This is a genomic window from Pseudomonas sp. s4 (assembly GCF_046764235.1).
GTDB classification, from domain to species: domain Bacteria; phylum Pseudomonadota; class Gammaproteobacteria; order Pseudomonadales; family Pseudomonadaceae; genus Aquipseudomonas; species Aquipseudomonas asiatica.
This window is the reverse complement of sequence record NZ_CP177209.1, coordinates 4,525,496-4,539,809: the sequence shown is the minus strand read 5'-3', so window position 1 is coordinate 4,539,809 and position 14,314 is coordinate 4,525,496. Positions and strand designations below refer to the sequence as shown.

12 protein-coding genes and 1 pseudogene are annotated in these 14,314 nt (G+C 54.9%); 9 read left to right on the top strand and 4 right to left on the bottom strand.

Translation table 11 applies throughout. From position 1 onward, the window contains the following. Nucleotides 1-2: 2 nt before the first annotated feature. The 3 genes from leuD to ACK56M_RS21075 all read right to left on the bottom strand — a co-directional run bounded on the left by leuD (nucleotide 3) and on the right by ACK56M_RS21075 (nucleotide 2,932). Nucleotides 3-611 carry a 3-isopropylmalate dehydratase small subunit gene (leuD, locus tag ACK56M_RS21085; protein ID WP_411958988.1) on the bottom strand — a complete coding sequence of 203 codons (609 nt, stop codon included), beginning with the start codon at nucleotides 609-611 and terminating at the stop codon, nucleotides 3-5. Nucleotide 612: 1 nt separating this feature from the next. Beyond that, nucleotides 613-2,034: a 3-isopropylmalate dehydratase large subunit gene (leuC, locus tag ACK56M_RS21080; RefSeq protein ID WP_411958987.1), complete on the bottom strand. Its 1,422-nt coding sequence runs from the start codon at nucleotides 2,032-2,034 to the stop codon at nucleotides 613-615. Nucleotides 2,035-2,182: 148 nt separating this feature from the next. Further along, the gene (locus tag ACK56M_RS21075) at nucleotides 2,183-2,932 is read right to left on the bottom strand and encodes a sulfite exporter TauE/SafE family protein (protein ID WP_411958986.1); all 750 of its coding nucleotides are present in this window, start codon (nucleotides 2,930-2,932) and stop codon (nucleotides 2,183-2,185) included. A gap of 505 nt (nucleotides 2,933-3,437) precedes the next feature. Between ACK56M_RS21075 and ACK56M_RS21070 the strand changes: the two genes are divergently transcribed. From ACK56M_RS21070 to ACK56M_RS21030, 9 genes and pseudogenes are all read left to right on the top strand, one after another. Continuing rightward, nucleotides 3,438-4,802, top strand: a complete 1,365-nt coding sequence (locus ACK56M_RS21070) for an APC family permease (RefSeq protein WP_411958985.1) — start codon at nucleotides 3,438-3,440, stop codon at nucleotides 4,800-4,802. A 32-nt stretch (nucleotides 4,803-4,834) separates the two neighbouring features. Then, nucleotides 4,835-5,228, top strand: a pseudogene (locus ACK56M_RS21065) (GNAT family N-acetyltransferase); the annotation flags it as partial. Nucleotides 5,229-5,312: 84 nt separating this feature from the next. Then, nucleotides 5,313-5,741: a LexA family protein gene (locus ACK56M_RS21060; protein WP_411958984.1), complete on the top strand. Its 429-nt coding sequence runs from the start codon at nucleotides 5,313-5,315 to the stop codon at nucleotides 5,739-5,741. Next, nucleotides 5,728-7,008, top strand: a complete 1,281-nt coding sequence (umuC, locus tag ACK56M_RS21055) for a translesion error-prone DNA polymerase V subunit UmuC (protein WP_411958983.1) — start codon at nucleotides 5,728-5,730, stop codon at nucleotides 7,006-7,008. The genes ACK56M_RS21060 and umuC overlap by 14 nt, the downstream gene beginning before the upstream one ends. A gap of 643 nt (nucleotides 7,009-7,651) precedes the next feature. Then, the gene (locus tag ACK56M_RS21050; RefSeq protein ID WP_196185039.1) at nucleotides 7,652-8,020 is read left to right on the top strand and encodes a hypothetical protein; all 369 of its coding nucleotides are present in this window, start codon (nucleotides 7,652-7,654) and stop codon (nucleotides 8,018-8,020) included. A gap of 17 nt (nucleotides 8,021-8,037) precedes the next feature. Next, nucleotides 8,038-9,213, top strand: a complete 1,176-nt coding sequence (locus ACK56M_RS21045) for a DUF3800 domain-containing protein (RefSeq protein WP_411958982.1) — start codon at nucleotides 8,038-8,040, stop codon at nucleotides 9,211-9,213. 540 nt (nucleotides 9,214-9,753) lie between these two features. Further along, on the top strand, nucleotides 9,754-11,241 hold the full coding sequence (locus tag ACK56M_RS21040) for a SulP family inorganic anion transporter (RefSeq protein WP_009684101.1): 1,488 nt from the start codon (nucleotides 9,754-9,756) through the stop codon (nucleotides 11,239-11,241). An 11-nt stretch (nucleotides 11,242-11,252) separates the two neighbouring features. Beyond that, nucleotides 11,253-12,104, top strand: coding sequence for a universal stress protein (locus ACK56M_RS21035; RefSeq protein ID WP_012316922.1), 852 nt, complete (start codon nucleotides 11,253-11,255; stop codon nucleotides 12,102-12,104). Nucleotides 12,105-12,196: 92 nt separating this feature from the next. Beyond that, complete coding sequence (locus ACK56M_RS21030) at nucleotides 12,197-12,730, top strand: NUDIX hydrolase (protein ID WP_009684099.1); 534 nt, start codon at nucleotides 12,197-12,199, stop codon at nucleotides 12,728-12,730. Between the two features lie 33 nt (nucleotides 12,731-12,763). On the opposite strand, the gene tnpC is transcribed toward ACK56M_RS21030, so the two are convergent. Beyond that, nucleotides 12,764-14,299 (bottom strand): IS66 family transposase, encoded by a 1,536-nt coding sequence (gene tnpC, locus ACK56M_RS21025; protein ID WP_009684098.1) that lies wholly within the window; start codon nucleotides 14,297-14,299, stop codon nucleotides 12,764-12,766. Between the last annotated feature and the right edge of the window lie 15 nt (nucleotides 14,300-14,314).

Here is a 14,314-nt window from a genome sequence, read left to right as displayed (position 1 = left end):
GGTCAGGCCAGCCAGGGGTTGGCTTGCAGATGGCGCTCCTCAAAGCTACGGATCTGCTCACTTCGAACGAGTGTGCTACCGATTGCGTCAAGTCCCTGGAGAAGAGCATCTTTGCGCAGAGCGTCGATCTTGAATTCGATGCGGCGACCATCTGACAAGAAGATCCGCTGCTCGTCCAAATCAACAGCGATCTTTGCGGTCTCTGGCTGACTCACCATAGTTCCCAGCTCTTTGAGCTCTGCTGGGGATAACTGGATGGTGAGTACGCCATTGCGCTGGCAGTTGTCGTAGAAGATGCCGGCGAAGCTGGTACCAATCAATGCTCGGATCCCTAGCTGTTTCATCCCCCAAACCGCATGTTCGCGGCTTGATCCACAACCGAAGTTGGGGCCCACGACCAGGAATTTGCTCGCGTTCCAAGGCGCTTGGTTGAGCACAAACTCAGGATTTGGAGAACCATCGTCCAAGAAGCGCAAATCGAAGAACGCTCCACGGTCGAGGCCGCTACGATCAATGCCTTTCAGGAACTGTTTAGGCATGATTACGTCGGTATCGACGTTCGCCGCCAGGATGGGCGCTGCGATGCCTTCTACTTTATTGAATGGTTGCATCTCAGGCCTCCAGTACCAGGGAACGAACATCGACCAAATGGCCAGTTACCGCAGCGGCTGCAACCATGGCTGGGCTCATGAGGTGGGTGCGAGCCCCTTGGCCTTGGCGCCCTTCAAAGTTGCGGTTGGTGCTCGATGCGCAACGATCACCTGGGCTCAGCACATCATCATTCATGGCAAGACACATCGAACAACCCGACTGCCGCCATTCGAAGCCTGCGTCGCGGAAGATCTGGGCGATCCCCTCGGCTTCTGCATTGTCACGTACCAGCGTGGAGCCTGGCACGATCATGGCGCGAACACCTTCGGCAACTTTTCGCCCTTTAACGACCCGTGCAGCATCGCGAAGATCCTCGATTCGAGCATTGGTACAAGAACCAATGAACGCATGGCTAATTTTGATGCTACTGAGTGCGGTACCTGGCTGTAGATCCATGTAGCGGAGTGCCCGCTCCAAATCCCTGCGTAAGATCAAGTCCGGTTGTTCCATGGGGTCGGGCACTGTGTCAGAGATCGCAGCCGCCTGATCAGGGCTAGTGCCCCAGGTCACCATTGGTTGGAGATCTCCAACATCCATCCGAACTTCCAGGTCGAATTCGGCGCCAGGGTCGGTGTACAGCGACTTCCAGCTTTCGACGGCCTGATTCCATGTTGCGCCTTTAGGCGCGCGCGGCTTATCGGTGAGGTACGCAAATACTTTTTCATCCGGCGCCATAAACGCGCCACGAGCGCCGGCCTCGACTGCCATGTTGCAAATGGTCATCCGGGCTTCGACGCTGAGGGCAGTGATCGCAGGCCCAGTAAACTCGATGGCATAGCCAGTTGCACCCGAGGCGCCGATCTGGCGAATCAGTTCCATGATGATGTCCTTGGAGACCAGACCAGGCCCAGGAATGCCATCGACAGTAACTCGCATGCTTTTTAGGCGCTTGTACACCAGCGTTTGGGTTGCCAAGAGATGCTCGATCTCGGATGTGCCGATGCCGAAGCCAAATGCACCCAAAGCACCGTATGTTGTGGTGTGGCTGTCACCTGCTGCTACCACCATGCCTGGGAGGATGAACCCTTGCTCTGGCGCGACCACATGTTCGATGCCTTGACGTTTGTCCAGGACATCGAACAGTTCAATACCGAAGTCTCGGCAGTTTTCCTCGAAGTAGTTGACCTGCAGGGCTCCACCAGCATCTGGCATGGCAGAGATGCGATCAGGTGCGGTCGGGTTGACGTGATCGACTACACAGAGGGTTGCCGACGGGCGCCAAACCTTGCGACCCGCTTCCCGCAAACCGCTGAAAGCCTGAGGGCTGGTGTATTCGTTCGCAACCTGGCGATCGATGTAAAGCAGCACATGCCCTTGATCATCCAGCTCACAAACGGTGTGGGAATCGATGTGTTTTTGATAAAGCGTCTTTGGGGTATTCATGGCGAATTGGCACCCGATATTGTTATTGATACAGCCCGCAGGCATCACGAACACTGGCGAGCAGTGGTGGTATCAGCTTATCGAGTCAAATTTCTAAATAAAGATGCCAAGTAAAGACCTTTGGTTCACGATTCGTAAATTGGCTGCTTTAACCTTTGATGAGCAGCATGGTTGCTGATACAACCAGAAATATGGCAAACAAAATCCTGAGGTGACGCTCGTGCACCCGGTAGGCCCACTTCACTCCCCAACCAACGCTTAACAACCCACCTGTAGCCATGGCGAGGCCCATAGTCCAGTCCACATGGCCATTCCAACAGTAGGTCGCCAAGGTGATCACGGTGCTTGGGAGCGCGAGCGTCAACGCCATGCCTTGGGCTGCCAGTTGGCTGAGTCCGAACACACCAGTGAGGACAGGAACTGCCACCACGGAGGCACCCACTCCGAAAAAGCCCCCTAGAACCCCACAACCCGATCCAAGTGCCCCTAATCGGAGGGGGGATGGTTGGGCTTTGGGTGTACTGTCTCGATGAGAGATGCGGTTCCTGAACAGGGTGAGGACTGCCAGGCCAAGCATCAGAACGGCGAAGCCCGTGCGGATGTGCAGAGGATCAACGTGCACCGCTGCTCGTGCACCAAAACCTGCGGTGATAAAGCCCATGGTGGCGAGGGGGAGCGCTAGCGACCAGCTAATGGGGCTTCTCTGCTGGTACCTCCAGAGTGCTAGTGCGACGTTCGGAACCATCATGACCAACGCTGTGCCCTGGGCCATGGTTTGGCTTAAGCCCAAGATTAGGGTCATCAGCGGGATGGCAACGAGGCCTCCCCCTATACCGAAGAAACCGCCCAGTGCGCCCATCAAAATGCCAAAAAAGAAATCTAACGCGAGGTTGAGCATGCTGGTGCCATATGTCGACTGCCAGGAGAAAAGCTGCTGGCTCAATGTCGGTCAGAATGCAGTCATAAAGCTATGTGTTGAACGGTCATTTCGTAAACTTTACATGCACGATTCGAGAATCAGGTTGCAGTATTTGAAGGAAGCGGTCTTCTGTGGTGGGCGTATCGATAGCGTCTGTGCCGAACCATTTTTCGGGGCTGAAATTTGAAACCCCTGAGCCACCGGGACTTCAGAGCGCAGTTGATCGTTACGCGAAAGGCTTCAAGCCTGGTCGTAGTATTTGATGTAATGCATTTTCAGGCGCGGATCCGGTGGGTAGTGTTGTGAAGGTAGCGCCCGTGCAATCCCTCATTGCGGTCGCGCAAAGAACGCTTCAAAGGTCACTGGGTGTAGACTTCGCGCAGGGCCATTCAGAAGGCCTTGACCTGTGTGTGCTGGGTGTAATACCCATTGCCAGGGACGGAAATCTGTTTCTGGTTTCTATAAGAACAACTTGGAATCCAACATGCCGAATCATGATTACGGCAGGAAAGCTGATGCTAGCAATCCTGCGCTTCGTCGAGTTCTCGGGCTACCGGCTCTTGTGTTTTTCGGGCTCGTTTATATGGTGCCGCTTACCATATTTACGACGTATGGTATAGTCACTCAGATTACAGGCGGACGGGCGGCTGCCGCGTACCTCGTAACGCTAGGTGCAATGTCCTTCACGGCAGCTTCTTATAGCTTCATGGTTAAGCGCTATCCGATTGCGGGATCTGCCTACTCCTACACTAATAGCGCATTTGGCCCTAATATCGGTTTTTTAACCGGATGGTCATTGTTACTTGACTATCTCTTTATTCCGATGATCAATTACTTGCTGATTGGTATTTTCGTTAATTTAGCGTTCCCTCAGATTCCGATTTGGCTAATTATTGTTTTGGCAATTGGTGTTGTTACAGTTCTTAATGTTGTGGGTATCACCACTGTGGCCAAAGCCAGTAATGTGATAGTCGCAGCACAGCTTGCTTTCATAGTTTTATTTGTTTCCATGTCTTATAAGACTATGGCTGGTGGTGAGCCTGTAAATCTCTTGTTGCCTTTTTTGGGGGATGGAGGTGAACATTCGGCTGGTATCACGCCACTGATGGCTGGTGCAGCGATTTTGTGTCTCTCTTTTCTCGGTTTTGATGCGGTATCAACCCTAGCGGAGGAAACTCGGGATCCACAGCGCACGCTTCCAAGAGCTATCATGCTTACCACCATTGGAGCCGGGATTCTCTTTGCTGTTCTCGCCTATCTTAGCCAATTGGCGCACTCTGAAACGACGTTTGATAACGTCGACACAGCAGCCAACGAGGTGATGCTGAAGGTCGGTGGGCAGTGGTTTGCGAACTTGTTTACTGCTGCCTTTGTAGCTGGGAGCCTCGGTTCTGCAATTGCATCTCAAGCAGCGGTCTCGCGTATCATTTACACCATGGCTCGTGATAATTACCTCCCGCGTAGATGGCTGGGTGGTCTTTCTCCGCGATTCGGTACTCCAGTAGCCGCTACTTTGCTTGTGACATCCTTGTCGTTCCTCACGCTGCTTATTGATTTGACCACCATGGCATCCTTAATCAGCTTTGGCGCGTTGGTTGCGTTTTCGTCCGTGAATTTGGCGGTAATACGAGACTTTTTGATCAACGACTCCTCCAATCGCGATCTGGGTGGGTTGGTGCGATATGGCATCATCCCTGGTGTTGGGTTGTGCCTGACCATGTGGCTTTGGACTAGCTTGTCAGGCTTAACCCTCTCCATTGGAGTGACTTGGTTCACGATAGGTGTCATCTACCTTGCTGTGCTCACGTCAGGTTTCAAATCGAATGTGAAGGCGATTTCAATTCACTAGGATTCAGGCCAGGCCAGTGCCATCAGGCGACCATGGTCGTTCAGCAACAGGCCGCACTCTACTCAGGTGAGTAAGGCTGGAACTCCGAATTTGAGATCCAGCCTGCGAGCGTTGCTGGATCGCAGAGCAGGGCGGCTAGGTGGTGGGATCATTTTTCGTCGTTCGGCACGATGAGAACACTGCCAAGCTGAGGATGTTGTACGTCGACGCTCGTGCGAGAGGCCTGGGTATTGGTAAGCGCCTGGTTGATGAGACACTACGATTCGCTCGTCAGGCTGGTTACAAAGGATGATCCTCTGGACGACCAGCAATCTCACGACCGCTCGTAAACTCTATCAGGGTGCCGGTTTTGAGTTGATTGAGGAGGAGAAGGTCAACAGCTTCGGCAAAGATTTGGTTAGCCAGACCTGGGCTCGCGATCTCTAGCTATCTTCAGCTTGTCCGGGCTGCATTGACCAACTGACGGAAAAACGCTTAACTGTACGAATATACAGTATAGGCGTTTTCGTCATGGTCACCATCATCGGCCCCCTCGAACCAAGCGGTGCGGAACTCCCGCTCTTTGCCTTTCATGTCCCGGCAGGTTTTCCTTCGCCAGCAGCTGACCATCTCGAAAAACGCATTTCCTTGGATGAGCTGCTCGACGTCCGGGCGCCACATATTTACCTGGTGCGTGTTGAGGGCGACTCTATGATCGGTGCCGGCATTTACCCGGGCGACCTCGTGATAGTGGATCGCTCCATCGAGGCTGAGCCAGGCCACATTGTCATCGCCGCAGTGAACTGCGAACCGCTCTGCAAACGCCTTGCCCGTGACGGTAGTCAAGTGGTGCTTAAATCGGAGAATCCGCGCTACCCATCAAGGTATCTACTGGAGGGTGAAGAGCTTCAGGTATGGGGTGTTGTCACCTTTAGCGTGCGCAGTCATGACAAAGCCTGAGCGAGTCTTCGCCCTCATCGACTGCAATTCCTTCTACGCCAGCTGTGAGCGCGTTTTTCGCCTGGATATCCGCAGCAAGCCCGTCGTCGTTTTGAGCAACAACGACGGCTGTGTGATAGCTCGCTCGGCGGATGCCAAGCCTTTCGTGAAGATGGGTGAGCCGTACTTCCAGATCAAGGACAAGCTTCGTAAGCATGGCATCGTGGCGTGCTCGTCGAACTATGAGCTCTACGGCGATATGAGTGAGCGCGTCATGACTGTCATTGAGTCCATGGTGCCGGCAGCTGAGGTTTACAGTATCGACGAGGCCTTCGCTGAGCTCTCGGGTATGTCTGGAGATCTAGAGCGGCTTGGCAGGCAGATTCGAGCCGAGGTATACCGGCGCACGGGCATCCCAGTCGGCGTCGGTATTGCCTCGACGAAGACCTTGGCGAAGCTAGCCAATCATGCTGCCAAAAAATGGCAGAGCCATACCGGTGGCGTTGTAGATCTGCGCGATGAAGTGAAGCGCAACTGGGTGCTCAAGAAATGCGATGCAGGAGATGTTTGGGGCATTGGCCGTCGTCTCTCCGCCCACCTGGCGGCTATGGATATCCGTACTGCGTGGGAGCTTGCACATGCCGACGCCTGGTCGCTCAGAAAGCAGTTCAGCGTTGTGCTGGAGAAGACTGTACGCGAGCTTGGTGGTACCACCTGCCTGGAGCTAGACGAGCCCGATCCCCCCAAGAAAGAAATTTGCTGTAGCCGCATGTTCGGTACCCGGCTCACTGAGCTGGCCCCTATCAAGGAGGCAGTGGCGACCTACACGTCCAGGGCTGCCGAGAAGCTTCGTGCGCAGCAGTCGCTCTGCAAGCGTCTACGCGTCAGCATCCGCACCGGCATGTTCAATTCCGATGAGGCGAAGTATGCCAACGGCGTTCTTGTCGAACTGCCTTACCCAACGGATGACACGCGCTTCCTGACAAAGGCTGCGCAGGAGGGAGTAGAGAGGGTTTACCGGGAGGGCTACCGCTACAGCAAGGCTGAAGTCCTTCTGCTCGACCTCAGCCAGCGTAACGAGATCACAGGTGATCTGTTTGCGGTTGCACAGCCAGTCGCCAGTGAGAGGCTTATGGGCGTGCTTGACGCGGTGAATGGCCGGTGGGGTAGGGGAACGATGCGGTTGGCGAGTGTGCCTGTCGATCCCGCTTGGGGAATGCGCCGGGAGATGATGAGCCAAAGCTTCACGACACGGGTTAATGAGCTCTGGACTGTTTACTGCAAATAGAGCGGGGGCATGAGCAAGGCAGGGCTTCCAGTTCCCTCGCCATAAGCAACTTATCGGTTGTCTTCAGTCATGCCGCTGTCTTCGTCCTGCACTGCTTGCAAACCTTCATGGTTGTCGCTGTGATCATTAGAAATAGTTTCCGAGAATCGAGCACACGGTCAAATGATCATTCTCTTCACATGCTGAACCACAGAGCGCGGTGGCTAATCGAATGAGAATCCAGCTACCAGCCTCGGCCAACTGATCCTTCCTGCACCGAGGGCTGCCCATTGCAATGGGCGGTTTGGACTGTAGCGTCGCGGCGCCGGCTTCCAGCAGCTGGGTTTTAGCAGACTCGGGCCTGCCTGGTGTCTCCACAGGAGACTTCGTTTCGGGAGCGGAGCAGGCCCACAGCAGAGTGCAGGCGAGGGGAAGGTTTATCGTCTGGAATAGCTGTCGCATGAGGAAGGCTCTGGCTGGTGTCCTTAGAGGACAGCCTTGGCCGATGAAGCGGACAGCCCAACGGACGGATGGCCAGCGTGGATGAGGAATTGCGGGCAAAAGAAAGCCCGCTGCCAGGCGGGTTCTCTCAAACGATGGTCGCAATGATGGCATTTGGCCTATTTGCGGGATAAGCTCAATGCTTACAAATCAAGGAAGACAAATGAAAAGATTCCTGGCTGCTGTAGGTATCTGCTTTGTACTCGGGGGGTGTGCGACCTCCCACTACACTGCAGGGCGCGACTTCCCATCGGCAAGTGTGGCGAGCATCACCAAAGGAAAGACCACGACGACTGAGCTAAAGGCGCTTTTTGGAGAGCCTTACGCGAAAAGCGCCGTGAGCGAGACCGATGAGAAATGGGTGTACACGTACACGAATGCCTCTGCCCATGCTCAGAGCTATGTGGTGACTATGAAGGTGACCACCACTGGCACGCAGAAGACCCTAGATGTCCTGATCCGCGATGATGTGGTCATCAATTACACCTTCAGTGAAGGCCCCGCACCAGGTAGCAGCACTGCCACCTACTGATGAGGGGGAACTCCTGATTGGACAGAACGTATGCCTATGTTGATGAGTCGGGCAACTCCGATCTAGACACATCCAAGGCTGGGAGCTCTGGCTTCTTCGTGGTTTGCTCCATCCTTGTGGCTGAGAAAGACCTGCAGGACGCCTACCAGCGTGGCGAGGAGCTTCGTCGGCAGCACTTCCAGACAGGTGAAATCAAGTCCAGTAAGGTGCGAGTGAAGGATGCTGACCGACGTGTTCGCATCCTAACCGACCTGGCGAAGCTTCCGATCAAGCTCTATTTCGTGGTCGTAGACAAGGAGCGCATCTACAAGGATGGAGGCCTGCAATTCAAGACCTCGTTTGTAAAGCATATCAACGGATTGCTCTACGGTCGGCTTTTCAGGAACTGCCGCAATCTGCAGATGACGGTGGATGAGCATGGTGGGGTTGAGTTTCAGGAGAGCCTGAAGGCCTACGTCCAAGATCGCTATGTCGATGATCTTTTCGGGGACGACCATGCGTTTCAGACAAAATCTAGCAAGAATGATGTACTGATTCAGGTGGCTGATTTCTTCGCAGGATCCGTTGCCCAGATCTATGAGCAAAAGGCGGGTGGCGATATTGCTGAGGTCTACAAAAAGATTCTCCGCGAGCAGACCCTTGGCCTTCTGGAATGGCCACCCAAGTTCAACTCGTTGCTATCTCCGCCAATGGACGAGTCCAGCTACGCTGATTACCAGGTGCATCAGGAAGCTCTTCGACAAGCAGATCGCTTCATTGAAAAAGCCGGCCAGTACCCAGACGAGGATGAGCGTTTACAGGTCAGCATCCTGGATTACCTGAGGTTTCAGAGCGAATTCGTCACGAAAGATTACATTCCTACAGCCGAAATTTTGGCCCATCTTGGTGACAAGGGCTTTGGTGATCTCTCAGAGCAGCGGGTTAGGTCAAGTGGCATTGCGAAGCTACGGGACTCTGATGTCATCATCACCAGCACGTCCAAAGGCTACAAAATCCCTCAAACAAGAGCCGACATAAATGACTTTTTGGAGATGGCATCTGGTGTGGTCGTGCCATTGCTTGAGCGAGTCAAAAAGGCCCGCGAGGTCTATAAGCTGAGTAGTCGCGGTGAATATGACATCATCAAGGCGTCGAGGCTTATGGATCTAGAAAAGCTCCTATCCTCCCTGGACGCCTTCGCTCCAGACAGGTGATTGAAAAAAGCGAGGCTAATGACTTGGTCTTGAGAAGTTTTAAGGCTAGTTAAACCGAACGAAGATCTGGCATGGACGTCCGATTTAAAGGACATCGTTAGTGGGATGCTTTAGCATGGTAACCGTCTGGCCAACTCACCCCTCAGCACACAGACCAGCTCGGACAAGAACGGGTGGAAAACAAAGCCTTGCCCGCAGGTATACCCATTGAATAAGCCTGTATCTGACGTAGGTCATGCAGAGCCTGCCAGCGGGTCGCAATCGACGATGGCTTCATTGTATACTTCGGCTCCGCATACCCCTTGAGCTACAGGAACATCAGCATGACTGTACTCCAAACGATCTACTGGCAGCCTACGCCGCCTTAGCGCTACGCCCCCTCGCAACAACCTGCTTCCGCTAGCCTCGCTCGCGGGTGCTCACTGCTGTACGCCTGGTTTTACACCTTAAGCACACAGCAAAAAATCCTCAAAATTTGAATTTGTATCGATTCGCTCGCCACTCCCTTGGCGTGCGCGATGCTTTGCCTTGGATATTTATATGCTGCAAAAACTTAGACAAACGTGGTTTTCCAACGTCCGTGCCGACGTGCTCGCGGGGCTGGTGGTCGCACTCGCGCTGATCCCGGAAGCCATCGCCTTTTCCATCATCGCCGGGGTAGATCCCAAAGTCGGTCTCTACGCCTCCTTCTGTATCTGTGCTGTCATCGCCTTTGTCGGCGGGCGCCCCGGAATGATCTCGGCGGCGACAGGCGCCATGGCACTGCTGATGGTTACGCTGGTAAAAGAGCATGGACTCCAGTACCTGCTGGCCGCGACGCTACTATGTGGCGTACTTCAAATCCTTGCCGGCTACCTGAAGCTCGGCTCGTTGATGCGCTTTGTTTCACGCTCGGTAGTCACCGGCTTCGTAAACGCATTAGCGATTCTGATTTTTATGGCGCAATTGCCTGAGCTGACCAATGTCACCTGGCATGTCTATGCCATGACCGCTGCGGGCCTGGGAATCATCTACCTGTTCCCGTATGTACCGAAAATCGGCAAGGTGATTCCCTCTCCATTGGTGTGCATTCTGACGCTGACTGCCATCGCCATTTACCTCGGTTTGGATATCCGCACCGTCGGTGACATGGGCCAACTGCCTGATACGCTCCCGATCTTCCTCTGGCCTGAAGTTCCGCTGAATTTTGAAACCCTGCGCATCATTTTCCCGTACTCGGCTGCGTTGGCAGTAGTGGGTCTACTCGAATCAATGATGACCGCGACCATCGTCGACGACCTTACCGACACCACCAGCAACAAAAACCGCGAGTGCAAAGGCCAGGGTGTGGCCAACATCGCTGCCGGCATGCTTGGCGGCATGGCAGGTTGCGCCATGATCGGCCAGTCGATCATCAACGTGAAATCTGGTGGCCGCACCCGTCTCTCGACATTGTGTGCCGGCGTTTTCCTGCTGCTGATGGTGGTATTTCTTGGCGAGTGGCTCTCCAAAATCCCTATGGCGGCACTCGTGGCTGTGATGATCATGGTGTCCATCGGCACCTTTAGCTGGGATTCCTTGCGTAATCTGAAAGAGCATCCGCTGTCGACCAACCTCGTCATGGTGGCGACCGTCGTGGTCGTCGTGGCCACTCACAATCTGGCTTACGGCGTACTGGTAGGTGTGCTGCTGGCCTCCCTGTTCTTCGCAAACAAGGTCGGGCACTACCTGGATATCAAGAGCACTCTTGAAGAGACGAAATCGCATCGGACTTACCGCGTCGTGGGCCAGGTGTTCTTTAGCTCTGCGGACAAGTTCACTGAGGTTTTTGACTTCAAGGAGGCGCTCAACAAGGTCACCATCGATCTCACACAGGCGCATTTCTGGGATATCACCGCCGTCGCAGCGCTGGATAAGGTCGTGATCAAGTTCCGACGCGAAGGCGCTGAGGTTGAAGTGCTCGGTCTCAATGAAGCCAGCGCGACAATCGTTGACCGCTTCGGCGTGCATGACAAACCCGGTGCCATCGACAAGCTCATGAGCCACTAAGGAGAACGACAATGACCCGCGTAATGGCATGCATTGATAACTCACAATCCTCATTGGCGGTCTGCGATTACGCAGCATGGGCCTCGCAACGACTCAGCGCTCCCCTGACCTTGCTTCATGTGCTGGATAAGGAGAAATATCCTGCATCCGCTGACCTCAGCGGCAATATCGGTCTCGGTAGCAGAGAACATCTGCTGGAAGAGTTGGCCATGCTGGATGCGCAGCGGGCAAAACTGGCGTTGGAGCATGGGCAGCACATGCTTGAAAAAGCTCGCGAGCGAACAGTTCACTCTGGCGCCATGTCACCTGATATGAAGCAGCGCCATGGCCATCTCGTCGAGAGCCTGAGCGATCTCCAAGACGATATTCGGTTACTGGTGATTGGAAGAGTCGGTGAGGACAGCACGCGCAGTGCCCAAAGTCTTGGCAGCCAGATTGAAGCGATAGTCCGAACTATCCACCGCCCCACCCTGATTACAACCAGCCATTTCAGGAAACCTGAAACGGTCATGGTGGCATTTGACGGCAGCGCAACAGGCCACAAGACCTTACAGATGCTTGCTTCAAGCCCGCTGTGCGAAGGCCTGCCAATTCATATCGTCATGGTTGGAACGGATTCTGAAGACAACCAGAACGCGCTGGAGAAGGCACGAACCACGCTTGCGTCTTCCGGCTCGCTGGTGCATTCCGAGATCCGCCCAGGCGAAGTAGAGTCCACACTGCATGCGTATCAGGCAGAGCACGGCATTGACCTCTTGGTCATGGGGGCGTACGGGCACTCACGCATCAGGCAGTTTCTGATAGGCAGCACGACCACGACGATGCTGCGTACATCCACTGTACCCTTATTGCTGCTTCGCTGAGCCAGTTCCACTGGCCACAGTATTTCCAGAACTGAGGAAATACCGTGGCCACCCTGGACGATGACTAACTGATCTTGCCGCTACGAGACCACATGCAACTCATAACTGAAATTGTTCACCCCGAGCTGAAATCCAAGCAGGGCAGAGTATTCCGTCGACATGCAGCTCGCGGCATCGTGATGCGGGGTGAACAGATCCTGTTGCTGTTCACCGAGCGCTATAACGATTTCAGCTTTCCTGGAGGCGGCCTTGATGGTGACGAGGACATTGTCGCAGGCCTGAAGCGTGAGCTTGAGGAAGAGACTGGTGCTCGTGAAATACAGGTGCTCCAGCACTACGGTTACATCGAGGAGTACCGGCCCTACCAAAAGCCACAGTACGATCTGATGCACATGACCTCGCATTTTTATCAATGCGAAGTAGCGCCCCAGCTAGAGCCGGTGAGAATGGAAAGCCACGAAATCGCTAATGGTATGCGGCCTGTCTGGATCAACCTGCATGAAGCCATCGCACACAATGAAGCCGTCATGCAGCGTCACGAGTCTTCGATGGGGCAGTCAATTCTGCGCGAAACCTACATGCTGAGAAAAGTCGCTTCCGAATTGTTGATGCCAATCAGCCTTTGAGCTGACTATTTGGCGAAGTCCACTTAGCCTGCCTCAGGCAAGCATCCAATGCTGCGGGAGTAATTGCGTGATTTCGCTCGCCCGCTGTGTCGGAAGCCGCATCAGTACATCCTTGAGATAGGCATACGGATCGTGCCCATTCATACGCGCCGACTGGATCAGGCTCATGATTGCCGCCGCCCTTTTTCCACTGCGCAGCGACCCGGCAAATAACCAGTTCGAGCGCCCAAGCGCCCACGGCCGGATCAAATTCTCGATCTGGTTATTGTCGATGGGCACAGCACCATCTTCCAGGTAGCGCGTCAGCGCTACCCAGCGTTTAAGGCTGTAATCCAGGGCCTTGGCCGTGGCCGAACCCTCGGGCACAAGTTCGCGTTGGGCCAACATCCACTCATGCAGTTTTTCAGCGATGGGCACCGCTGTTTCCTGACGTAATCGCCAGCGGGCTTCGTCGCTCATTTCCTTGGCGTGTCGCTCGACTTCATACAACCCGCCAATCGAGTGAAGCGCCTGCTCCGCCAACTGGCTTTTATTGGCTGCATGCAGGTCGAAGAATTTGCGGCGTGCATGGGCCATGCAGCCGATTTCGGTGATGCCCAGCTCGAAGCTGGCCTTGTAGCCGGCGAAGTCATCGCAGACCAGCTTACCGTTCCACGTGCCCAGGAAGTTACGCGCATGTTCGCCGGCACGGCTGGGGCTGAAGTCGTAGACCACGGCCTTTAGGGCCGAGAAAGGCGTGGTGCTATAGGCCCACACGTAAGCGCGGTGGGTTTTCTTTTCGCCTGGTGCGAGCATCTGAACCGGGGTCTCATCGGCGTGGATCACGCCCTGGGCCAACACATGCTCACGCAGCGCATCGACCAGAGGCTGGAGCTGCACACCGGTCTGTCCGATCCATTGCGCCAGTGTCGAACGGGCGATGGGCAGTCCGGCCCGACCAAAAATCTTCTCCTGCCGGTACAGCGGTAAATGGTCGGCGAACTTCGCCACCATCACGTGGGCCAAAAGGCCTGCGGTCGGGATGCCCTTGTCGATCACTTGGGCCGGTACAGGCGCCTGGATCAGTGTTTCACACTGACGGCACGTCCATTTTCCACGCACATGCCGCTCAACTGTGAACACGCCCGGAGTGTAATCGAGCTTCTCGCTGACGTCTTCGCCGATTCGCTGAAGCTGGCAGCCGCACACGCACTGAGTATTCTCTGGTTCGTGACGGATCACGGTTCGCGGAAACTGCGGCGGCAGTGGTGCACGCTTGGGCTTATGACGTGGCTCGGCCGGTGCGGCCGGCGGATTGGCTGCCTTCAGCTCGGCTTCGATAGCTGCGATATCGGTATCGAGCAGATCATCAAGCAGACTGCCTTGGTCGGGGCTCAGTTGCTCGCTGCGCTTGGCGAACTTGTGTCGCTTGAGGATGGCGATTTCATGAGCCAGTTGCTCGTTGACCGTTTCGAGGCGTTGGATTTTCTGGCTCATGGAGTCGACCTGGGACAGCAACTGCATAGCCTGTTCGGCCAAGCCGCGCAGCTGTTCCGGTGTCATCTGGTCGAGATTGGGCGAGGAAGTCATGCCGCTGATTGTGTC

Coding starts and splice junctions, on each gene's coding strand:
- leuD (WP_411958988.1), bottom strand. CDS start 611: ATGCAACCATTCAATAAAGTAGAAGGCATCGCAGCGCCCATCCTGGCG.
- leuC (WP_411958987.1), bottom strand. CDS start 2,034: ATGAATACCCCAAAGACGCTTTATCAAAAACACATCGATTCCCACACC.
- ACK56M_RS21075 (WP_411958986.1), bottom strand. CDS start 2,932: ATGCTCAACCTCGCGTTAGATTTCTTTTTTGGCATTTTGATGGGCGCA.
- ACK56M_RS21070 (WP_411958985.1), top strand. CDS start 3,438: ATGCCGAATCATGATTACGGCAGGAAAGCTGATGCTAGCAATCCTGCG.
- ACK56M_RS21060 (WP_411958984.1), top strand. CDS start 5,313: ATGGTCACCATCATCGGCCCCCTCGAACCAAGCGGTGCGGAACTCCCG.
- umuC (WP_411958983.1), top strand. CDS start 5,728: ATGACAAAGCCTGAGCGAGTCTTCGCCCTCATCGACTGCAATTCCTTC.
- ACK56M_RS21050 (WP_196185039.1), top strand. CDS start 7,652: ATGAAAAGATTCCTGGCTGCTGTAGGTATCTGCTTTGTACTCGGGGGG.
- ACK56M_RS21040 (WP_009684101.1), top strand. CDS start 9,754: ATGCTGCAAAAACTTAGACAAACGTGGTTTTCCAACGTCCGTGCCGAC.
- ACK56M_RS21035 (WP_012316922.1), top strand. CDS start 11,253: ATGACCCGCGTAATGGCATGCATTGATAACTCACAATCCTCATTGGCG.
- ACK56M_RS21030 (WP_009684099.1), top strand. CDS start 12,197: ATGCAACTCATAACTGAAATTGTTCACCCCGAGCTGAAATCCAAGCAG.
- tnpC (WP_009684098.1), bottom strand. CDS start 14,299: ATGACTTCCTCGCCCAATCTCGACCAGATGACACCGGAACAGCTGCGC.